Below are 22751 nucleotides of genomic sequence, written 5' to 3'. Positions count from 1 at the left end.
TCATGACGAAAAAGACAATGATCAAAGCCATCACAGATGCAATGGATGAAGAACTTGCCCGTGATGAAAAAGTGTTGGTTTTTGGTGAAGATGTAGGTAAAAATGGCGGTGTTTTCCGTGCGACAGAAGGGCTTCAGGAAAAACATGGGACGGATCGTGTTTTTGATACACCATTAGCAGAATCCGGGATCATTGGATTGTCGACTGGTCTTGCGCTTCAGGGATTTCGCCCTGTGCCGGAGATTCAATTCTTTGGTTTTGTGTTTGAAACAATGGACCAAATCGCAGGACAGATGGCTCGAATCAGATTCAGATTGGGAAGTACGCGTAAAATGCCAATTACAATTCGGGCGCCTTTCGGCGGAGGTGTGCATACCCCAGAATTACATGCAGACAGTCTAGAAGGTTTGATGGCACAGATCCCGGGATTACGGGTCGTAATCCCCAGCAACCCGTACGATGCAAAGGGGTTGTTGATCTCAGCGATTCGTGCGGATGACCCCGTCGTTTTCTTAGAGCACATGAAGCTTTATCGTTCGATTAAAGCCGATGTGCCTGATGAGGCCTACACGGTTCCTTTAGATAAGGCGAATGTCGTTAAAGAGGGTCAAGACATTACGTTGATTTCTTATGGCGCAATGCTGCAAGAAAGCCTCAAGGCCAGTGAAGAATTGGCAAAACAAAATATTGCTGCAGAAGTTGTAGATTTACGAACAGTTTCGCCACTTGATGAAGAGACAATTATGAATTCAGTTAAGAAAACCGGGCGCGTGGTAATCGTGCAAGAGGCACAGAAACAAGCGGGTGTCGGAGCACAAGTTGCAGCGCTGATTGCTGAAGACGGAATTCTTTATTTAAAGGCACCAATCGGACGGGTTACTGCTCCGAATACCCCTTATCCATTTAGTGAAGCCGAAAGTGACTGGCTGCCTAATCAGGGGGATATTGTAGCAAAAGCAAATGAAATCTTGGAATATTAGGAGGCACACAGCATGGGTAAGTATCAATTCAAATTACCAGACATTGGTGAAGGAATTTCTGAAGGTACAGTTGCGCAGTGGTATGTCAAACCAGGTGATGAATTAAAAGAAGACGACGATCTGCTGGAGATTGAAAACGATAAATCAGTTGAAGAGATTCCATCTCCTGTAGCTGGAAAAGTTAAACAGATCCTTGTTAATGAAGGTGAAACCGCTGAAGTAGGTCAAGTTTTAGTTGAATTTGAAGTTGCAGGTGCTGGAAATGCTGAAGAATCAGCAGTACCTGCTGCAACCGAAAAGACAGAAGAAACGCCAAAAGAGCGGGAAAAAGCACCAGTTGAATCAGAAGAAAATGTGCAAGATCCAGCACATCCAGCAGCATTAGCAGATCAAAAAAGAGCAGTTCAAAAGGATGAAACAACAAAGACAAGCATTCCAGCCACGCCTGATCGCAGTTTACCAGTGTTAGCGATGCCTGCGGTGCGTGTTTATGCGCGTGAACAAGGTGTAGACTTAGCACAAGTTAAAGGAACTGGTAGTCACGGCCATGTCACAAAAGCTGACGTTGAAGCCTTTATTAAGGGAGGCGGACAAGCCGCACAGGCGGAACAGACAGAGGAAAAAACCGGGGAGCAGACGCAGACACAACCAGCTACTGCAACAGCTCAATGGCCTGAAACCAGCGAAAAGATGTCGGGAATTCGTAAAGCTACTGCCAAAGCAATGGTTCGCAGCAAGAGTGAGATTCCACATGTGACGGTCTTTGATGATGTGGTCGTTGACAAATTATGGGATCATCGCAAAAAATACAAGACCCTTGCAGCTGAGCGGGAAATCAAATTGACTTTCTTGGCATATGTAGTCAAAGCTTTAGCCTGTGTAATGCGCGAGTTCCCAGTCTTAAATTCCAAAGTGGATATGGAGCAACACGAAATTGTTTACCGCAACTATATTAATGTGGGGGTAGCGACAGATACCGAGCGCGGTTTATTTGTTCCTAATATTAAACATGCTGATCAAAAGAGCCTTTTTGCGATTGCACGCTTGATTAGTGAGAATACACAAAAGGCAAAAGACGGCAAGTTAAGCGGGACAGACATGCAGCATACAGGAATGTCCATTACTAACATTGGTTCAATTGGCGGCGGTTTCTTTACTCCGGTAATCAACTGGCCAGAAGTTGCGATTTTGGGGTTAGGTCGAATCACTCAAGAAGCAGTTGTTGAAGATGGTCAGGTTAAGAGTGCACGTGTTTTGAAGCTTTCGTTATCATTCGACCATCGTGTAATTGATGGAGCAACAGCACAAAGGGCACTTAACCGCTTGAATGAACTTTTGAGTGATCCAGAACTCTTACTAATGGAAGGATGAGCATAATATGGTAGTTGGAGATTTTGCAATTGACTTAGACACAGTTGTTATTGGAGCAGGGCCTGGTGGATATGTCGCTGCCATCAGAGCGGCAGAAAAGGGACAAAAAGTTACGGTGATTGAAAGGGAGTTCATCGGTGGTGTTTGTTTAAACGTGGGCTGCATTCCTTCGAAAGCCTTGATTGAAGTTGCGCATCGCTATCGGCGCGCAAAAGAGTCTGCTGACATGGGTCTGAGAATCACAGGAGCTAAGCTTGACTTTAAACAGACTCAAAAGTGGAAAAAAGAAAATGTTGTGGATAAGCTAACTGGCGGGGTGGCTGGGCTCTTCAAGAAACATCATATTGATGTTATTTGGGGCAGTGCTTTCTTAAAGGACGATCATAGTTTGCGGGTGATCAATGAAGATCATGCTCAAACGTATACTTTTAATAATCTAATTATTGCAACTGGTAGTCATCCGATTGAAATCCCTAACTTTAAGTTCAAGGGACGTGTCTTGGATTCAACCGGTGCACTGGCACTGGAAGAGATTCCTAAAGAATTGGTAGTGGTCGGTGGGGGCTACATTGGCTGTGAGCTTGCCTCGGCGTATGCAAATTTAGGAGCACACGTCTCAATTCTCGAAGGTGCGGACCGGATTCTTGCAAACTACGAACCTGATTTAGTTTCCGTAATCGAAAATCATTTTAGCGGCCAAAAAGTTGACATTTATACAAAAGCAATGGCTAAAAAAGCGGAACAAACTGCAGATGGAACCACGATTACCTTTGAAGCTGATGGTAAACAAAAACAACTCAAGGCGGATTATTGTATTGTTTGTGTCGGTCGTCGTGCTAATACTGCTGAGATGGGACTAGAGCATTTGGGGATAAAAATTGACAAACGCGGACTGATTGACGTAGATGCTCAAGGACGGACTGCAGTTTCAAATATTTTTGCGATTGGCGATGTAGTTGCCGGACCTGCCCTTGCCCATAAGGCTAGTTATGAAGGCAAAATTGCAGCAGAAGCAATTTCTGGTTCAAAAGCTGTGATCGATTATCGTGCGATGCCAGCTGTTTGTTACACAGATAGTGAAATTGCTACGACTGGATTGACTGTGAGTGAAGCCAAGGAACAGGGGTTAACTGTTAAGAAAGCTCAATTTCCATTTGCAGCAAATGGGCGTGCGATCTCGTTGAGCAGCACTAACGGTTTTGTGCGACTTGTCTTTGAAAAAGAAAGTCATATCTTAGTGGGAGCGCAGATTGTGGGTCCCAATGCCAGTGATTTGATTACAGAGCTAACTTTGGCTATTGAAACAGGTTCTACAATTGAAGATATTTCTTTGACAATTCACCCGCATCCAAGTGTCAGTGAAGCAGTCATGGATGCTGCCGATCTTGCATTAGGTTTACCCGTCAATATTTAAGCTGAAAGGAAGTGTGATCATTGCAATATGTGGCAATGCGTACATTTGATATCAGAAGAAATTTAGCAACCGAGCAGTATTTAATGAATAATGATGAATTACAATTACCCTTAATGCTGTTTTATATCGAAAAGTCATGTGTGATTGTTGGGCGTAATCAAAATACGATCGAAGAAATTGATCAGAAGTACTGCCGTGAACACAGCGTTACAGTAACCCGACGCTTGTCAGGTGGTGGCGCTATGTATCAAGATTTAGGGAACCTGTGCTTTAGTTTTATTGTGGACGCAAATCAAAATAAATTTGGCGACTTTAAAACGATGGTTGCGCCAATTGTAAATGCTTTGCATGAGATCGGTGTTAAAGGAGCAGAGGTAACCGGGCGCAATGATATCGTGGTTGATGGTAAGAAATTCTCAGGCAATGCAATGTATACTCGGGGAGGGAAAACATTCTCACATGGGACATTAATGCTAGATGTTGACACAGACGAGGTTACTAGGGCACTCAATGTACCTTTAGACAAAATCAAATCCAAGGGAATTAAATCCGTCAAGAGTCGGGTTACTAATCTGAGACCATATTTGGCACCAGAATATAAAAATATCACGACTGAGCAGTTTCGTGATCTGCTGATCATGAGGGTTTTGGGTGTTAAAAGTATGGAAGAAGCACGGCAGCATGAATATCAACTGACTGCTGCAGATGAAGAAAAGATCGATCAGATTGAGGAAAAATACTACAGTAACTGGGACTGGGTTTATGGGCATTCACCTAACTTTACGGTCAAGCGGCGCCAACATTTCACAAGTGGCACGATTGATGCACGAATTTTGGTTGAAAAAGGAAAGATTGAGAATATTAAATTCTACGGCGACTTTTTTGGAACCGACAACGTTCAAAAATTAGAAAAAGTGCTTAAGGGCTGTACCTTTGATGAGCCTCAGATCGCTGCGGCTTTGCACGATGTTGACTTGAATAAGTATTTTCAGGGAATTCCACGAAAAGAAGTTCTGCGGTTGCTGGCTGATTAAGTTAAATAAGTGAGACTGTTGGCAGGGCACATTAAAAATGTATTTTCAAGCAACGTCAATTATCGATAATTTTTGAGTGAACACCTTTTTTAATAAATACAACAAAGCGGCAAAGTACTGGCAATGGAATGTAGCGCAAATGCTCAAGGTCAAAAAGTGATCATTGAGTTTCGATTATTCTAGGCTTCTTAATAAAGTGGGCTTTCAAGAATAATTTTGCTACTGAAGTCCTGAACTTTGGCCGCTTTGTGAGTTTTAAGCAAGAAGTACAGCAGTTAAATCTTTATAGACTAAAAGGATTGAATGGCACAGTTAAGCGGGATGGATGAACTATTGTGCAATTTGAGGTAAATGTGAGTTTGGTAGCGTAGCAATAAAAGGGGGCGAATTACTTGAAATGGGTTCCAATTTGGCAACATAATTGCAATGATTTTTCTACACTTCCTTTCCGGATGGAGGAACTGACACAGATTGTCCAAGTGACTACAAATGTTAGCGGAATTGCTTTACGCTTGCACTTAACTAATCTTCACGGCAAAAGTGAACTGGTCTTTCAAAAATTGGAGTTTTCATTTGATGAAACGTTTCATGTGAAACACGAAATAACCTTGCACGGGACTGCAACCATCAAAATTCCAGCTGGCAGCAGGGTGATCACTGATCCGCTTAAAGTGGCCGTGCACACAGGGCAAAGATTGTTTTTTAGGTTGAGTAGCAGTGAACCGCAAAATTATCTAGATTTTGCAAATACTTATGATACCACGCTGACTAACGCTGGAATGATTCGCAAAGCCGACAAGCTCCCCCGCTTGCGAAAATCATTTACGGCCCGTCGTGGCTGGTTTTGCCTTGAGCAAATCGAATTTTGGACGGCAGCCCAACCTAAGACGATTTTATTTACTGGAGATTCGCTGATTGAAATGGGATTAATAACAGACAGCTTAACCGCCTTATTAAATCGCGCCTTTCCAGAGAAAGTAGTGACACTCAACAGCGGAATTTCAGGTAATCGGCTCTTGCATGATGCACCTACTGATGAACTGCTTTATCAAACTTTTGGTCAAGGATTGCTGCACAGGTTGCCAGATCTGCTTGAAATCCAGCCAGAATTAGTGTTTGTTCTAGCTGGCGGAAATGATCTTATTTTGCCGCTGCTCAGTTTACAAGCAGGGAAACAGAAAGTAACCGCACCGGAATTGCTGGCAGGGGTCACGGAGTTGCAGCAATTGGTTTCAAAAAACAACGGAACATTGCTTTTGGGCGATCTTCTTCCGTTTAGACTAGGACACAGCAATCAGGTAAAGCTGCAGACTGCCGATTACGAGGATGCACAACAAACTCGGCGAGAATTTAATCGTTTATTAACTGCAAAGAACTATGTTTTCCATAATTATTTTGTTGCAGATGCACAAGGACAACTGAGCAGTACTTACGATCTTGGGGATCATATGCATGTCAGTAAAGCAGGCGGCATAAAAATTGCAGCGAAATTATATGAAAAGGTTGTACGCAAGCTTGAATTAGCTTGAAGGATTGTTGCAGATCCTTTTAAGGTATATACTGATTTAGGAGTATTTTCAGTGACGTGATTGATCTAGAAGGGGCAACACAATTTATGGGGAGGAGAAAATCCGGTGATTGATCTGCATGAATTTTTAGATAAACTGAATCCTAATCAAAAAATTAATTATGATAAAATTTTACAGAAAATGATCAAAAATTGGCAGTTGACAACGACTAGACCTAAAATTTTATTGCACAGCTGTTGTGCGCCGTGTAGCACATACACGCTTGAATATTTGACTAAGTATGCGGATGTGACTGTCTATTATGCAAATTCTAATATCCATCCGCGTGCGGAATATCAACGCCGTGAGTATGTACAGCAAAAGTTCATTCGTGATTTCAATGAAAAAACCGGGAACAATGTCCGCTTTTTAGCTGCTCCGTATGCTCCACAGCAGTATTTTGAAGCAGTCAGAGGACTTGAAAAGGAACCTGAAGGAGGAGACCGCTGCCGCGCCTGCTTCGGATATCGCTTGGATCTTGTTGCTGCAAAAGCCGTGGAACTCGATTTTGATTATTTTGGTAGCGCATTGACTATTAGTCCGCATAAGAATTCACAAGTAGTTAATAGTGTAGGGATTGAAGTTCAGAACTTTTATACTACTAAGTATTTGCCCAGTGACTTTAAAAAAAATGGTGGGTATCAGCGTTCTTTGGAGATGTGCCGCGAATACGATGTTTACCGGCAGTGTTATTGTGGATGTCTTTTTGCGGCTAAACAACAGGGAATCGATTTAGCGCAAATCAGACGTGAGGCGCTTGCTTTTATGCAGGATAAGGATGGATCCACTGAGTTCCCTGAAATCAAATTTGTTTATCATGACGAGCGTGAGCAAGTTGAATAGGAGCTGCACTTGCACAGATTTAAGAAATGCACATGTAACTAGAATTATAGGGATGTTAATCTGTAGATTGAGAGTGTGACATAAGTCGGGAAAATTTTGAGTGCTAACTCGAAATTACGAACATAGCGAGTACTTTGCTATGAGTAATTCGAAGTTAGACGGAGAATTTTTACTTATTGAACCCGTTTATCCGGAATAAAAGAGGGGCTGTGATAAAAGTTAACTTTTGTCACAGCCCCTCGGTTTTTGTTTTAGGGTGTTGGGCGGCACTTTTCCCATAATGTGCTCAAAGACTTCCGGTGGTTGTCGGCACTTCTACATAACGTGCTCCACCAGCAACCTCCTGTGCCTAAGCCAGCATTACGTGTAACCAAACCCGGGTTACTTTGTAATGCCGGACTTAGTCTACGGTGGCTGAACGCTGGTTGTCGGCACTTCTACTTTTGTGTATAAGCTGCATAACGCAAAAATAGAAATTCGGTAAGCAACAATAAGATAACCGTAAAACTAATCGCCAGATGTGAACCTGCCACAAGCGAGCGCGGTAGATCAGCCAAAACAATCATCAAAGTTGTTGAAACAGCAGCAGCGACCTGTCTGAGTGAATTGTTAAGTGCAGAAGCGTGACTCACATAAAGTGGCGGAACATCTTTGAAAGCTTCGGACATCGCCGGAGAAAAGACCAGCGAATTGCCAATCATCCGCACTAAGTAAGCAAAAGTGATTATCCAAACTGGAGTATGTGCATTCATTAGCAAAAAAGGCACAGTTGCGATCAGCATTAACGCAACCCCCACAGTTAGCAATAGTTTAGGTCCGTGCAGATCATAGTAACGGCCTGCCAAAGCAGCAAAGAGAGCATTCAAGATTGCCCCCGGAAGAAGAATCAAACCAGATTGTAAACTACTAAGACCTAGAACATTTTCAGCAAAGATGGGAACAAGTTGTTCGGTCCCAATTAAGACCATAAAGGCAAGCATGCCAATCAAGGTCAATAGGCAAAATGAACGCAACTTGAATAATTGCACACGGAGCATGGGTTTCTTTAAATGCAGCTGACGGCGTGTAAAGATGAACAACAAGAATAATCCCCCTAAGAGGAGAATGATTCCCAGCAAGATGTTCTGTTGCAGAACAGTCAGACTTGCGAGTGCCATACCAGAGCCGAACAGTGAGAGAAAGACTGAAAGTAAATCAATCTTGATCTTCTGCGGTTGTGAGAAATTAGGGAAGGTCAAGCAACTGACTACCAAAATTAATAACATGAACGGCAAAACTAGAATAAACAGATATTGCCATGTGAAAAAATGCAAAATAATTCCGGAGATGGTCGGCCCAATCGCTGGGCCAAAGGCGATTACTAATCCAGACATTCCTAAAACCGTTCCTCGTTTTTCAGGCGGATAGATGGTAATCATAGCTGTCATCTGAAATGACATCAAGATTCCGCCAGCACAAGCCTGCAATAAACGTGCAAGGAGTAAAATACTGAAGCTGGAGGCAAAAGCGCCTAACAAACTACCGATGATGAAAAGGCTGATTGTAGACAAAAAAACTTGTCTATTACTGAATTTTTCGTAGAGATTTGAAGAAAGCGGCATTACAACTCCAACAATTAGAATGTACCCAGTGGTCAACCACTGCACACTAGTTAATGGGATATTTAAAGAATGTTCAATAGCAGTCAAAGCGGTGATCATCATTGTTTGACTCGCAAGTGAGATAAAGGTTGAGAATAAAAGTAGTATCGTCACAACCATCCGTTTTTTTGAACTTAAAGGTGTTGGCATGAGAAGTTCCTTCCTATGTAGTTAAAACTTAAGCGACATTCTAATGTTAATTGGAATATGGTAGAAATTCAAGCAAGAAAAACTTGGTAAAAATTACTAATTGCACAACGGTGGTTTAAAAGCTATACTTGAGCATAAGTTAAGTCAAAATGAATGGGGTGTCTATATTGAAGGCTATTTTAACCACAATTGGTAAGGACCAGGTTGGAATCATCGCTGGGGTTAGTACTTTTTTGTCTGAGAAGAAGATCAATATTTTAGATGTTTCACAGACCATCATGGATGATAATTTTACCATGATGATGATGGTTGAGCTCAAAGATGAAAGTGTTGATTTCACGGCGCTTGCACACGAGCTCGATGATTTAGGCAAGCAGTTGGGAGTCGAGATTAAAATTAGACGTGAGGAAATCTACCACGCCATGCACCAATTATAGGAGGGCCACGAGTTAGATGGAAACAGAAAAGATCAAAGAAACGATTCACATGATCTCCGATGAAAAATTGGATGTCCGGACGATCACGATGGGCATCTCCTTATTAGATTGTATCGACAGCGACAGTGATCGAGCATGCGAACGCATCTACCGGAAGATCATGACAAAGGCAAAGAACCTTGTTAAAGTCGGACAACAACTTGAGGCAGAATATGGAATTCCGATCATTAACAAGCGGATCTCTGTCACACCGATTTCAATTATTGCTGCGGCATCTGCAGATCAAGACTATTTTAAGTATGCACAAACCCTTGACCGCGCGGCTAAAGAACTCGGAGTTAATTTCATTGGGGGATTTTCAGCGCTTGTACAAAAAGGATACCAAAGCGGGGATCTGCGTTTGATTAACTCATTGCCGCAGGTATTGTCTGAAACAGACCTTGTATGTGCTTCCGTAAATGTTGGCTCGACAAGAAGTGGTATCAATATGGACGCAGTTGCACAAATGGGGAAGGTCATCAAAGATGCTGCTGAGCGTTCTTTTATGGCAAATACCAAAATGGTCGTTTTCTGCAATGCCGTTGAGGATAATCCATTTATGGCAGGAGCCTTCCATGGTGTAGGTGAAAGAGATGTCGTCATTAATGTCGGTGTCAGCGGCCCAGGTGTTGTTAAACACGCACTCGAAAAGGTTAAAGGCCAACCGCTGGATGCAGTTGCTGAGACAATCAAAAAAACCGCGTTTAAGGTAACCAGAATGGGACAACTGATTGGAACACTTGCATCAGAACGACTGCATGTTCCCTTTGGAATTGTTGACTTGTCACTGGCACCAACACCAGCTGCGGGGGATTCGGTAGCTCAGATTCTAGAAGAAATTGGGCTAGAGAGTGTGGGGACGCATGGAACAACAGCGGCGCTTGCATTGTTGAACGATGCGGTTAAAAAAGGTGGTATCATGGCCTGTAATCATGTCGGAGGTCTGTCAGGAGCATTTATTCCAGTTTCGGAAGATGCAGGGATGATTGCTGCTGCAACAGCAGGCACCTTAAATATTGAAAAGCTAGAAGCGATGACTGCAGTGTGCTCGGTTGGGCTTGATATGATTGCAATTCCAGGTGATACCCCGGCGGAGACGATCTCTGCAATGATTGCTGATGAAGCGGCCATCGGAATGATCAATAACAAAACGACAGCCGTACGTGTATTGCCAATTAAAGGTAAAAAAGTTGGAGAGATGGCCGAGTTTGGTGGCTTGTTAGGCTATGCCCCAGTAATGGCTGTTAATGCGGCCTCTTCGGCAGCCATGATTGCTCGTGGTGGTTTAATTCCTGCACCCATTCATAGTTTTAAGAACTAGAAAAATCTGGGTTGCAGCAGCTGATTTTTGAGTAGGAATACTGATAATAATTAAAAAATAAAGGAACTAACTTGCGTAAAAAGCCCAAGTTAGTTCCTTTATTTTTTTAAGTGTAAATTCAAGATGTTATTTAATGTAACATTGAACATGTCGCAAAACAGATTAGGGGATAAGCAGAGTCTAAATTCGGTTGTTTTAAAGTTACATTATTTTGAAAAGTCAACCGTTTTAGTCTCTTTAATTGTTAACAGAGAAACTAAGCACGCAATAGCCATGACCGCTAAGTATAGTCCTACAGAGCGGATTCCCCAATTTTCTGCCAGCCAAGTTGCAATGGTCGGGGTAAAAGCTGCACCAACAATTGCTGCAAGATTATAAGCAATTCCTGAACCGGAATAGCGGACTTTTGTAGAGAAGAGTTCAGGTAAGAGGGCACCCACTGGACCAAAGGCGATCCCCATGAGGACAAAGCCGATTACAAGGAAAAGTGTAACACTGCCAAAGTTGCGCTGGCCTTGCAATAAGTACGGGAAAAGAAATGCAAAAACAATTAAAGCAGAAGCTGAAGTCATTAACGTACGTTTACGTCCCCATTTGTCTGCAAATGTCGATGAGACAACGATTAGTAATGCAAAGATGATAATTGAACCCATCAGCATGAAAAGATATTCTTGGTTAGAGAAGCCTAATTTGGTGGTTGCATATGTCAAAGACCAAGTTGCTAAAGTATAAAAGAGGGTGTAAGTCACAGAAACAATCAAGGTTCCTTGAATTAATTGCCGCCAGCTAGTCTTAAAGACAACTTTGAGTGGTGACTTGGTAACTTCATTTTTCTCCTGCGCCAACCGAAACAGTGGTGTTTCCTGCATCCGTTCGCGCACCCAGAAACCGACCAGAACCAAGATTGAAGAAGCTAAGAAGGGTACTCGCCAGCCGAAGCTAAGCATTTGTGCAGGGGTTAAGAAGGTCTCAAGCAGGAAAAACAAACCATTGCTCAAGAAGAATCCAAGCGGTGCACCTAATTCAGGGAAGGCGCCATACAAGGCTCGTTTGCTTGCAGGTGCATTTTCTGTGGCAACTAAAGCTGCACCAGACCATTCCCCGCCCAGCCCAATTCCTTGAACGAAGCGGCAGGCACATAACAAGACGACAGCTGTCAGACCAAGCGTAGCATAGCTTGGCAGCAGCCCAATCAGCACAGTTGAGATTCCCATTAGTAAAAGTGAGACCACAAGAGTACGTTTGCGGCCAATTTTATCTCCAAAATGACCAAAGACAAATGATCCGAGCGGGCGGGCAATAAATGCAACACCGAAAGTCAACAAACTCAGGATGGTTGCGATAGCCGGCGTAACTTCCGGAAAGAAAACTTTTGGGAAATAGGCTGCTGCAGCAGTACCATAGGCGTAAAAATCAAAAAATTCAATTGCTGTCCCGATCATCGATGCGAACATCACAGTTTTCACCGAATCGCGTTTAAAAGCTGATGTATCTTTATGCTTAAAAGTGGTGCTTAAATTATTTGTGTTATCCATGAGACTCCTCCTAAAAGTTAAAAAAATATGCTTGAAAACAACTGAACCTTTTTTACTGTCTAAGCAAGATCACACCTCCAAAGTGAAGCAAAGAAAAAAGCCAGAAGCTGAATGACAGCTTCTGGCTTAACCAACACTGTCCGCAATTGCGGACAACTAAAAATGCAGCCCGCATCAATTAATAATCGCGCTGATAATAATAATTTGAATGTTTGTGTTGGTTAGTAACATTTCGTTCGCCTCTTAGTGTTTTCTAATATGTTTGTAACTATACTGCGTGCAGAACTTCATTGTCAACCGTAAATTAAAAAAATAATCATCAAAACATTAATCTTAATTGAGCGTTTTTTATTTCTTTACATTATATGCGCTTGAAAAAACAGCCCTAAAAAAGGTTATTTAGAATAAATCCAAAAGAATAAAAAAAGTAAAAACGTTTTGTGCGACCTAAAATCTAGGCGTTTTTTATTAAAAAAAGATGTTGACATCATTAAAACGAGAGTGTAGTATGACACACATGAAAGATATTCATGCTTTGATGAAAAGGAAACTTGTCAGCCGTTTTTCCAGATTGCAAATGGAATAACAGCTATCATAGCATTCTATAACATGTCAGTATTATCTGTGATTGGATAATGGTTCGGAGGGATGTTTATGAAGTTAGCGTATGATATAGTTACTTGTCAGAGCTGTGGAAAGAAAGTTGCTTCTGGGAAGTATTGTTCCAGTTGCGGCGCAAGATTTATTTCTAGCTCTGAGAAGGAAGACGTAGAAGTTAGTGTCTGCGTCAACTGCGGAGCACTCACTCCTAGTAAGGAGTACTGTTCAGCTTGTGGGTTTCATGATAAGCGCAAGTATTATTTCTAAAAATAAAATGGTGATAGTCATTAAAAAGAAAGGGGTTAGATCACATGTGTGCAAGTAAGTGGCAATTAGATACAAACTTATTCCAAAATGTTATCGTACTAGTCGTCCTAGTCATTATTATCATGCGCGTGTGTGATTTAATGCCTGGGCTATTTTGAGTTAGTAACCTGGAATTAATCACACCGCGCTAAGAGATTAGAGCGGTGGATTTTTTTAGCATCCATCGTGCAGATGGGTGCTTTTTATTTTGGAAATGAAGGAGTGTGCGCAGCTGATTTTTGATTTTAAAGGAGGTGAGGCCATGGATCAAGGAAGCGAAGGGAGATGGTATCAAGGTGTGAGGCAAATGTTGGGATTTTTGGAGCGAGAATTTTAAGAGGAGGTGAAAATCATGTTGATAAAACGAGAAACTGAAAAAACTGAGACGAAAAGAACACTTGCTAGCGGGGCCGATTTGTTGTTGGAAGCCTTAAAGGCACAAGGGGTTGAGCTCGTATTTGGTTATCCTGGAGGTGCAGTTTTGCCCCTGTATGATGCCATATATCGACAAGCGTTTAATAATATTCTTGTTCGGCACGAGCAGGCGGCAGTTCATGCGGCTGAAGGATATGCAAAAGCCACTGGGAAAACAGGTGTTGTTTTTGTAACTTCCGGTCCTGGAGCTACTAATACCGTGACAGGAATTGCAGATGCAATGCTTGATTCGATTCCATTGGTTGTTTTTACAGGACAAGTTGGGTGTGCAGCGATTGGAACAGATGCTTTTCAGGAAGTTGATATTCTAAGTATTACGGCGGCGATCACAAAGCAAAGTTACCAGGTTCACGATAGCGGCAGTTTGGCAGAGGTTGTAAAAGAAGCATTTGCGGTTGCTAGCAGTGGCAGACCTGGACCGGTCGTAGTTGATTTGCCAAAAGATGTTGCCGCGATGGCCGTGGATGAGCAACAGCGTAGTCAAACCGCTGGTGGATTCACAGCGAAAACACCGGTTTATCCGCAAAGAAAACTAGCATTTACTAAGATGCAACAATTACGGGATGCACTTTTACGAGCCCAAAAGCCGTTATTGCTTGTTGGTGGCGGAGTGATCGCCGCTGGGGCTGTTCCAGAATTCAGACGTTTCGTGCACCGCTACAAGCTACCGGTAGTTTCAACGTTGTTGAGTTTAGGTGCGTTACCAGTTTCTGATCCGTTTTCGCTGGGAATGGGCGGGATGCATGGAAGTTATCAAGCTAACCTAGCGTTTTCTGAATGTGACTTTCTCTTAAATATTGGTTCACGTTTCGATGATCGTTTAGCAACTAATACTTCACAATTTGCTCCCAAGGCCCAAGTGGCACAGATAGATATTGATGATTCCGAGTTTGGGAAAATGATTTTGCCGGATTTTGCGGTTGCAGCAGATGCGAAAGAGGCACTGAACTGGTTATTAGCTCATCCAGCGAAAACGCAAGTAAGGGATCACCAAGCATGGCTTCAGCAACTGAGCGCATGGCAGCATGAACATCCTCAGCATTACGTTGAAGAAAAAGGCAAAATCAAGCCCCAAGCCGTGATTGCAGAAGTTGGTCGACTAACTGCTGGAGATGCAACAATCGTGACAGATGTTGGACAACATCAGATGTGGACAGCACAGTATTATCCTTTTACCCGCGCGCATCAGTTAATTACGAGCGGCGGTTTGGGAACGATGGGATTTGGACTTCCGGCCGCAATCGGCGCAAAGTTAGCAGTTCCGGAAAAAGAAGTCGTGCTGTTTGTAGGGGATGGCGGCTTACAGATGACAAGCGAGGAACTTGATGTCATTAGGGATTACAGACTAAATATCAAGATTATCTTACTTAATAATCAAACGTTGGGAATGGTCAGACAATGGCAGGATCTGTTCTACAAAAAAAGACGTTCTCAAACTGTTTTCAACGGTCAACCAGACTTCATCAAGCTTGCACACGCGTATGGTCTCAAAGGGCTTAGGCTTGCTTCACAGAATTGGCGCGAAACATTGGCAGATGTTTTCGCAACCCAAGAAAGTGTTCTGGTAGAAGCAAGGATTCCTGCTCTAGAACAGGTTTACCCCATGGTCGCCCCCGGACAGCCTAATCAGAAGATGCTGGGGGTCGATTAAATGCACGAAATAGTTGTTTGCAAAATGAAAAATAGGGTGGGCGTTTTAAATCGCTTCACCGGATTGTTAACACGACGAAACATTAATATTGAGAACGCAGTAATTATTTCAACTTCCAAACACCAAGTAGAAGCTAAAGTCGAGCTGCGGACTGAAAAAGCACAGAACCTGACACACCTAAAACGGGTCCTTGCAAAGCAAATCGACATTTTAAGCGTTAGCTGGTACAGTTGTGAATCAGCTGCAGAAACGACGGCTTTATTGGTTGCTGGAATTGAAAAGAATAATTAACTACATTGTACACACTTTTAAAACGATGTTGAAGTGTTTTTACTACTAAATTAAACAAAAAAATGGAGGCTCTATTATGTCAGTTGAAATGTTATACGAAAAAGATGTTACTACGAATTATTTAAAAGGAAAGAAAGTTGCTTTTATCGGTTATGGTGCGCAAGGACATGCCCAGGCAAACAACCTGCGAGATTCAGGTGTGGATGTCATCGTTGGTGTTCGTCCCGGAAAATCATTCGATAAAGCTAAAAAGGACGGTTTTGAAGTTTATCCAGTTGCAGAAGCTGCTAAGAAGGCTGACTGGGTTCAGATGCTAACTCCTGATGAAGTAATGTCAGATGTTTATAAAAATGAAGTTGCAGCTAATTTGGAAGCTGGCAATGTACTTGGTTTTTCACATGGTTTCAATGTTTACTACAAAGAAATCGTTGCACCGGAAAATGTTGATGTAGTAATGATGGCTCCTAAAGGACCAGGTAACCTGTGCCGGCGTACATACATGGAAGGTTCTGGTGTACCAGCACTTTATGCTACTTATCAAGATGCTTCCGGACACGCAGAAGACCTTGCTAAGGAATTTGCAAAGGCAAATGGGGCAGCACGTGTCGGACTTTTGAAAACGACCTTTAAAGAAGAAACCGATGAAGATTTGTTTGGTGAACAAAATGTCTTAATGGGTGGAATTACTGCTCTGATCGAAACTGGTTTTGAAGTCTTGACTGAAGCAGGTTATTCACCACAATTAGCATTCTTTGAAGTTGATCATGAAATGAAGCTGATCTGTGACCTGATCTACGAGGGTGGTTTTGCGAAGATGTACAATGATTGCTCAAATACATCTGAATATGGTTCTTATACAAGAGGACCGCGTGTCATCAACGCTGAATCAAAAGAAGCAATGAAACGTAATTTGAAGGAAATTCAAGATGGAACCTTCGCCAAAGAATTTATGGATGAATATCGTGGCGGCTTCAAGAAGCTTTACAAGTACCGCAGCGAAATGGAAAAATCTGAACTGCAAAAAGTGGGCGACGAATTACGGACTAAGATGCCATTTGTTGCAAAAGCTGACAAATACAGCGACTAATTTAAAAAGTAAGCAGTAAGAAATAGCGGGAAACTGAGCTCCAACTAAGGTATGACTTGGTGAGCAGCTCTTCCGCTTTTCACTGTACATAATGAAAAAAACTTGAAGGGGTGATTCGGCTAATGGATGTAATGACAGCAAAAGACTTATTAACAAAAGAAGAAATCGAGAAAGCTTATGAGGTGTTGCGTCCGATTATTAAGCGAACGCCTCTCCAACATGACACATATTTGTCCCAAAAATACCATTGCAATGTTTACTTAAAAAGAGAAGATCTGCAAGCCGTGCGTTCTTTCAAGATTCGAGGTGCGTACTATGCAATTTCGCAGACTCCAGCAGCGGTACGTCAGCGCGGCGTGGTGTGTGCAAGTGCAGGTAATCATGCGCAAGGTGTAGCCTGGACTTGCCACAAATTGCAAATTCCGGCGGTGATTTTTATGCCCGTGACAACTCCTCGCCAAAAAGTTGATCAAGTCAAGTTTTTTGGTGGAAGCGCGGTGACGATTAAATTGACAGGTGATACATTCGATGCAGCCGCACAAGCAGCGGCGAATTACTGTGAGGAAAAACAACTGACTTTCATCGCGCCTTTTGATGACAAACATACAATGGCAGGCCAAGGGACGATTGCTTGCGAGATTTTTGAGGATGCAGCTGCACATGACGTTACAGTTGATTATTTATTTGCTGCGATCGGCGGCGGCGGTCTAATCAGTGGTCTTGCAGCGTATACCAAAAATGTTAGTTCTGCAACTAAGGTGATCGGAGTTGAGCCAACGGGGGCAGCTTCGATGGCAGCAGCCTTTAAATGTGGGCACCCACTAACCCTAGAACACATTGATAAGTTTGTAGATGGAGCAGCAGTCAAAACTGCTGGGCAACTGACTTATAATAATGCTAAAAAATATGTGGACCAGCTGGTTAACGTTGCAGAAGGGCATGTTTGTACAACGTTGCTTGAACTTTACAGTAAGGAAGCAATTGTTGCTGAACCAGCGGGTGCGTTGAGTGTGGCGGCGCTTGAAGAACATCAGGCTGAGATTAGTGGTAAAACTGTAGTCTGTGTAATTAGCGGCGGTAATAATGATATTGAAAGAATGCAAGAGATTAAGGAACGTTCTTTAGTCTACGAAGGTTATCAATGCTACTTTATTGTGAATTTCCCGCAGCGTCCTGGAGCATTACGTGAGATGGTCAGCGAGATCCTAGATAAGGACGATGACATTACCAAGTTCGAATATACCAAAAAGGTCAATCGCGGCAAGGGTCCAGTGTTAATTGGGATTCGGTTAGGAAAGAGGCAAAATATTAGGCCACTTCAAGAAAGACTGCGTCAATTTGATCCATATTACATTGACCTGAAGGAAAATCAAATGCTGTATGAAATGATGGTTTAAGCAGGAAAGAAATGTTTCTTAGGGTGAGCGCGCTTAATGAAAGGAGCTCAGCGCATGAATATTTTGTCTTTTGAAAATGTTTCTTTGATAAAAGGTGAGCGCCAGATCTTGAATAAGATTAGCTGGACAATCAAGGAAAAGGAAAATTGGGCGGTTTTAGGATTAAATGGTGCTGGTAAAACAACTTTGTTGAAGATGATACATGGGGATGTGTGGCCAACAGAAGGAACACTTGAAGTTTTAGGTGGGGTTTTTGGGCATACTAACATCCCTGCCTTAAAGCGTAGGATTGGCTGGGTGAGCACTGCACTGCAAGACTGGCTCCACCCAGGGGATTTGGTGGAAGAGATTGTCCTTTCTGGCAAATTTGCAAGTATTGGTTTATATGAGAGCTATGCTCCTGTCGAAATGGAAGAAGCTAAAGCACGTTTGACAAAATTGGGTGGAGCTAAGCTGATTGGCAAACCTTATCGAGTACTATCACAAGGTGAGCGCCAATTAGTTCTAATAGCCAGAGCACTGATGGCTAGACCAGAACTATTGATTTTAGATGAACCGTGTAATGGTTTGGATCTGTTCGCCAGAGAAGCGCTGCTTGCGAAGATTTCCGAAATTGCAGCAGCTCCAACCAGCCCAGCATTGCTACTAGTGTCCCATTACACCGAAGAATTGCTGCCGTGTTTTGATAATGTGTTGCTCTTGAAAAAAGGAAGGATTTACGCCAGCGGTAAACGTCAGGAATTGTTGAACCAGGAAACGTTGACTCATTTTTATGGAGCTCCACTTGAAGTGCGCACAGATGACAAAAAAAGAGTTTTAGTTTATCCGCGATCGGAAGCAAACGCAAACTAGGAGGATGTTTGAATGAAAAAAACAGTTGCAACTCAGGGCGCACCGCAGGCATTAGGCCCTTACTCACAAGGACTCAGAGTCAGTGCAGCGGAAACACTGTACTGCTCGGGTCAAGTTGGAATCAATCCTCAAACGGGGGATTTTGCTGGAGAACAAGTTGAGGTACAGGCCAAACAAGCATTGGAAAATATAAAAGCAATTGTGACTGCTGCCGGCTTTGAGGTCGCCGAGATTGTTAAAATGACAGTTTTTATGACTGAAATTACTGACTTCAAAAAGGTGAATGAAGTATATGCCGACTTTTTCAAAGAAGTGACGCAACTGCCGGCACGCTCGGCTGTAGGAGTTCAGGCACTTCCAGCAGATGCAAAGGTCGAAATTGAAGCTTTTGCAGTTCATCAGCATCAATAAAGATTTCAAGCAGGAAACCAGAAAAAAGACACAAGCGGAAATGAGGAGTTATAAAAAATGAGTGATACATTAAATTTTTCAATCAGCGGGGATGAACTTAGGAAAAGAAGCGACACAATTACTGAAGGAACCGATCGGGCCCCTGGAAGAAGTTTGTTATATGCGACTGGCCAGGTCAAAAATCCAGCAGATATGAAGAAACCATTCATTGCGATCGCTAATTCGTATATTGAAATTGTGCCAGGACATGTTCATTTGCGCAAGCTGGCCGAAATTGCTAAAGACGAAATTCGCAAAGCTGGTGGAATTCCTTTTGAATTCAATACAATTGGAGTTGATGACGGCATTGCCATGGGACATATTGGGATGCGCTATTCTTTGCCCAGCCGTGAGATTATCGCTGATGCAGCCGAGACAGTTATCAATGCACACTGGTTTGATGGGGTATTATTCATGCCTAACTGTGACAAGATCACGCCAGGTATGTTGATGGCCGCCGCACGGACAAATGTTCCTGCAGCTTTTGTCTCGGGAGGGCCAATGAAAGCAGGTCTTGATCCTAATGGAAAAGCTGCTACCCTTTCTACTGTGTTTGAGGCTGTCGGAGCTTTTAAAGACGGCAAGATGAGCAAAAATGATTTTTTTGAATTGGAACGCAATGCTTGTCCAGGATGTGGTTCGTGTGCCGGGATGTATACGGCTAATTCGATGAATTCGCTAATGGAGGCTATGGGAATGGCTCTGCCATATAATGGCACTGCACTAGCTGTTTCTGATGAAAGAAAAGAATTGGTCCGACAAGCAGCACGTCAAGTTATGTACAATGTTGAGCACAATGTTAAACCGCGTGACATTATGACCAAAGAAGCATTTGATGATAGCTTTGCGCTTGATATGGCAATGGGTGGTTCAACAAATACCGTTTTACATGGGTTGGCGATCGCACATGAAGCGGGAATTGATTACAGTGAAAGAGAAATTAATGAAATTGCTAAGAGAACTCCACATTTGGCGAAGATTGTGCCTTCATCTTCTTGGACAATGGAGGACGTGCACAATGCAGGTGGGATTCCCGCAATTATGAATGAATTGATCGAAAAGGGTGGAATTCTTCATCCAGATCGTCCGACAATTACCGGAAAGACGATTCGCGAAAATGTTGCCGGAGCACATACACTCAATCCGGAAGTGATCAGAACACTTGATAATCCTTATTCACAACAGGGTGGATTATCAATTCTGTATGGCAATATTGCACGTGATGGTTCTGTCATCAAAGTAGCTGGAGTTGATCCCGATATTAAGAAGTTTGTTGGCAAAGCGATCTGCTTTGATTCACATGATGAGGCTGTAGCCGGAATTGATGATGGAACTGTCAAAGCCGGAGATGTCGTCGTGATTCGCTACGAAGGACCTAAAGGTGGGCCTGGGATGCCTGAGATGCTTAATCCAACCTCTGATATTATTGGACGTGGTCTAGGCAGGACAGTTGCTTTGATCACAGATGGTCGTTTTTCAGGAGCAACACATGGTATTTGTGTAGGTCATGTTTCGCCAGAAGCTGCTGCCGGTGGTGAAATTGCTTTGATTAAAGACGGCGACCAGATCACGATTGATCTTGAGCAACGAACTCTTGATGTTGCGGTCGATAAAGCGGAACTTGAACGTCGGAAAAAAGGGCTTAAACCATTTCAGCCTAAGGTGCGCAGGGGGTACTTAGCACGTTATCAATATTTGGTAACTTCTGCTAACACAGGCGGTATTATGTTAGGTGCAGATGAGCTTTTCGGTACGGCACCTGTCCAAGATGAAGAACAAGAAACAAAGCAGCACACATGCGGTGCTAATTGCAAGTGTCATACGCAGAAAAATTAAGCGGTTTTGCTAAATGAAGGGGAAGAGAAAATGAGTAAAGTGGAGAAATTAGGGAAAGTTATTGGGCGCTGGTTTACGCTCCTAGTGGTGTTGTGGGCAGCCTTTAATTATGTTCTACCGCAGACGAGTTTGTGGCTGGTACCGAATGTTTCATATTTATTAGGAATTATTTTATTTGGAATGGGATTGACGTTAAAATTAGAGGACTTCGAAAGAATTGCGAAAAAGCCGCTTCCAGTTCTTGCGGGAACCGTAGCTCATTATGTGATTATGCCAACACTGGCATGGTTGTTGTGCCTTATTTTTCAGTTAAAAGGAGCAACAGCAGCGGGTGTAATTCTGGTTGGGTCTTGTCCAAGCGGAACTTCTTCCAGTGTAATGGCTTACTTAGCAGGTGGTGATGTTGCTTTGGATGTTTCAATTGAGACACTGTCTACATTACTTGCGCCAGTCGCACTCCCGGGATTACTGTTGTTATTTGCCGGCGAGTATGTTGATATTCCTACGACTTCATTATTTTTGAGTACAGTTAAGATTGTGCTCTTTCCGATTATTTTAGGAGTGGTCCTACATTCAGTTTTTGGCAGAAAAATAGAGAAAATTACCCATGTCTTGCCGTTAGTTTCGCAGGTTGCAATTTTGATGATTATCGGTGCGGTGATTGCTGCCAATCATGCTAACTTGTTCACAGCAGCAACGGCACTTGTAATTCCGGTCGTAATGCTGCACAATCTTTCTGGATATGGTCTGGGATACCTTTTTTCCAAGCTGATCCGGTTGCGTGATCCGCAGAGAAAAGCAATTACATTTGAAGTTGGCATGCAGGATTCAAGTTTGGGAGCGACTTTAGCGATCAAGTACTTTGTTCCCGCGGCTGCGATTCCGTCGACAATTTTTAGCATCTGGCATAATATTTCTGGTTCAGTATTGGCTTCATATTGGCGAGATAAGGCTACTGAGCAATCTCAGCCGGTTAAACCTTTGGGAAATATCTATAGCACAGACAAATGAGGTTAGCTTTTGAAGATAGATGATGAGCTGCCATTATCTATAGAAGAAAAATGAAATAATAAGTTTTTAGAATTTAAACGCAGTATAAAGAACAGGGGAAATTAGTGCCTGGAGCGGCTTATTTCAGGCAGTATCAGCTAAAACTAAGAGTTTGGGTCAAGATTCATGTTTTGACCCGGGCGCTTAGTTTTTTTAGGTTATTGACGGTTGTCGGCACTTCTATCTTAACGTGCTCCAAAAGGCAGCCCTTTATGCTTAGCTTAGGTAACAACGGTAACAAGTTCAGTTACCTCGTTACCTGTCGCTAATCTTCAAGGTCTCCCGCCTTTTTGCGCACTTCTATTAACGTGCTCCACCCCGCAACCTCCTGTGCCTAAGCCAGCATTACGCGTAACCAAGCCCAGGTTACTTTGTAATTTAGGACTTAGTCAACGGAGGCTGAACGCAGGTTGTCGGCACTTCTTCATAACGTGCTCCACCCACCAGCCTCCTGCACCTAACCT

The 22751-nt window shown here is 42.9% G+C and carries 19 protein-coding genes; 17 read left to right on the top strand and 2 right to left on the bottom strand.

The annotated features are described in order from the left end of the window. Nucleotides 1-2 precede the first annotated feature (2 nt). The 6 genes from FD50_RS11630 to FD50_RS11605 all read left to right on the top strand — a co-directional run bounded on the left by FD50_RS11630 (nt 3) and on the right by FD50_RS11605 (nt 7210). Nucleotides 3-980: an alpha-ketoacid dehydrogenase subunit beta gene (locus FD50_RS11630; protein ID WP_056961901.1), complete on the top strand. Its 978-nt coding sequence runs from the start codon at nt 3-5 to the stop codon at nt 978-980. Between the two features lie 12 nt (nt 981-992). Continuing rightward, nucleotides 993-2351 carry a 2-oxo acid dehydrogenase subunit E2 gene (locus tag FD50_RS11625; RefSeq protein ID WP_056961899.1) on the top strand — a complete coding sequence of 453 codons (1359 nt, stop codon included), beginning with the start codon at nt 993-995 and terminating at the stop codon, nt 2349-2351. A gap of 7 nt (nt 2352-2358) precedes the next feature. Then, nucleotides 2359-3765 carry a dihydrolipoyl dehydrogenase gene (gene lpdA, locus FD50_RS11620; RefSeq protein WP_056961897.1) on the top strand — a complete coding sequence of 469 codons (1407 nt, stop codon included), beginning with the start codon at nt 2359-2361 and terminating at the stop codon, nt 3763-3765. A 20-nt stretch (nt 3766-3785) separates the two neighbouring features. After that, the gene (locus tag FD50_RS11615) at nt 3786-4799 is read left to right on the top strand and encodes a lipoate--protein ligase (protein WP_054755614.1); all 1014 of its coding nucleotides are present in this window, start codon (nt 3786-3788) and stop codon (nt 4797-4799) included. Nucleotides 4800-5191: 392 nt separating this feature from the next. Then, on the top strand, nt 5192-6328 hold the full coding sequence (locus FD50_RS11610) for an SGNH/GDSL hydrolase family protein (RefSeq protein ID WP_056961895.1): 1137 nt from the start codon (nt 5192-5194) through the stop codon (nt 6326-6328). A gap of 105 nt (nt 6329-6433) precedes the next feature. Beyond that, nucleotides 6434-7210 carry an epoxyqueuosine reductase QueH gene (locus FD50_RS11605; protein ID WP_054755694.1) on the top strand — a complete coding sequence of 259 codons (777 nt, stop codon included), beginning with the start codon at nt 6434-6436 and terminating at the stop codon, nt 7208-7210. Between the two features lie 437 nt (nt 7211-7647). Here the strand turns inward: FD50_RS11605 and FD50_RS11600 are convergent, their stop codons facing one another. Beyond that, complete coding sequence (locus FD50_RS11600; RefSeq protein WP_056961893.1) at nt 7648-9000, bottom strand: DHA2 family efflux MFS transporter permease subunit; 1353 nt, start codon at nt 8998-9000, stop codon at nt 7648-7650. 167 nt (nt 9001-9167) lie between these two features. Between FD50_RS11600 and FD50_RS11595 the strand changes: the two genes are divergently transcribed. Beyond that, nucleotides 9168-9437 (top strand): ACT domain-containing protein, encoded by a 270-nt coding sequence (locus FD50_RS11595; RefSeq protein ID WP_056961892.1) that lies wholly within the window; start codon nt 9168-9170, stop codon nt 9435-9437. 16 nt (nt 9438-9453) lie between these two features. Further along, nucleotides 9454-10797 carry a PFL family protein gene (locus tag FD50_RS11590; RefSeq protein ID WP_056961890.1) on the top strand — a complete coding sequence of 448 codons (1344 nt, stop codon included), beginning with the start codon at nt 9454-9456 and terminating at the stop codon, nt 10795-10797. Nucleotides 10798-11003: 206 nt separating this feature from the next. Here the strand turns inward: FD50_RS11590 and FD50_RS11585 are convergent, their stop codons facing one another. Then, nucleotides 11004-12332 (bottom strand): MFS transporter, encoded by a 1329-nt coding sequence (locus tag FD50_RS11585; RefSeq protein WP_056961888.1) that lies wholly within the window; start codon nt 12330-12332, stop codon nt 11004-11006. 1114 nt (nt 12333-13446) lie between these two features. Here FD50_RS11585 and FD50_RS13015 point away from each other — a divergent pair. From FD50_RS13015 to FD50_RS11545, 9 genes are all read left to right on the top strand, one after another. Further along, nucleotides 13447-13575 carry a hypothetical protein gene (locus FD50_RS13015; protein WP_261913793.1) on the top strand — a complete coding sequence of 43 codons (129 nt, stop codon included), beginning with the start codon at nt 13447-13449 and terminating at the stop codon, nt 13573-13575. A 15-nt stretch (nt 13576-13590) separates the two neighbouring features. Beyond that, entirely contained in the window at nt 13591-15324 is a 1734-nt protein-coding gene (ilvB, locus tag FD50_RS11580) for a biosynthetic-type acetolactate synthase large subunit (protein WP_056961886.1), read from the top strand. Beyond that, nucleotides 15325-15615, top strand: a complete 291-nt coding sequence (locus tag FD50_RS11575; protein WP_054755624.1) for an ACT domain-containing protein — start codon at nt 15325-15327, stop codon at nt 15613-15615. Nucleotides 15616-15691: 76 nt separating this feature from the next. Beyond that, nucleotides 15692-16702, top strand: coding sequence for a ketol-acid reductoisomerase (gene ilvC / locus FD50_RS11570; RefSeq protein ID WP_056961884.1), 1011 nt, complete (start codon nt 15692-15694; stop codon nt 16700-16702). Nucleotides 16703-16824: 122 nt separating this feature from the next. Beyond that, nucleotides 16825-18099, top strand: a complete 1275-nt coding sequence (ilvA, locus tag FD50_RS11565; protein ID WP_054755626.1) for a threonine ammonia-lyase IlvA — start codon at nt 16825-16827, stop codon at nt 18097-18099. 54 nt (nt 18100-18153) lie between these two features. Continuing rightward, nucleotides 18154-18951, top strand: a complete 798-nt coding sequence (locus FD50_RS11560; RefSeq protein ID WP_056961882.1) for an ABC transporter ATP-binding protein — start codon at nt 18154-18156, stop codon at nt 18949-18951. Between the two features lie 12 nt (nt 18952-18963). Further along, a complete protein-coding gene (locus FD50_RS11555; RefSeq protein WP_054755630.1) occupies nt 18964-19362 on the top strand; it encodes a Rid family detoxifying hydrolase in 399 nt (132 codons plus the stop codon). Nucleotides 19363-19419: 57 nt separating this feature from the next. Beyond that, nucleotides 19420-21237, top strand: coding sequence for a dihydroxy-acid dehydratase (gene ilvD, locus FD50_RS11550; protein WP_056961880.1), 1818 nt, complete (start codon nt 19420-19422; stop codon nt 21235-21237). A gap of 30 nt (nt 21238-21267) precedes the next feature. Continuing rightward, a complete protein-coding gene (locus FD50_RS11545; protein ID WP_054755632.1) occupies nt 21268-22248 on the top strand; it encodes a bile acid:sodium symporter family protein in 981 nt (326 codons plus the stop codon). Nucleotides 22249-22751: the final 503 nt, after the last annotated feature.

It is taken from the genome of Liquorilactobacillus satsumensis DSM 16230 = JCM 12392, assembly GCF_001435195.1.
In the GTDB taxonomy this organism is placed as follows: Bacteria; Bacillota; Bacilli; order Lactobacillales; family Lactobacillaceae; genus Liquorilactobacillus; species Liquorilactobacillus satsumensis.
The sequence above is the reverse complement of the archived record's forward strand: the minus strand, read 5'-3'. Positions and strand labels throughout refer to the sequence as shown.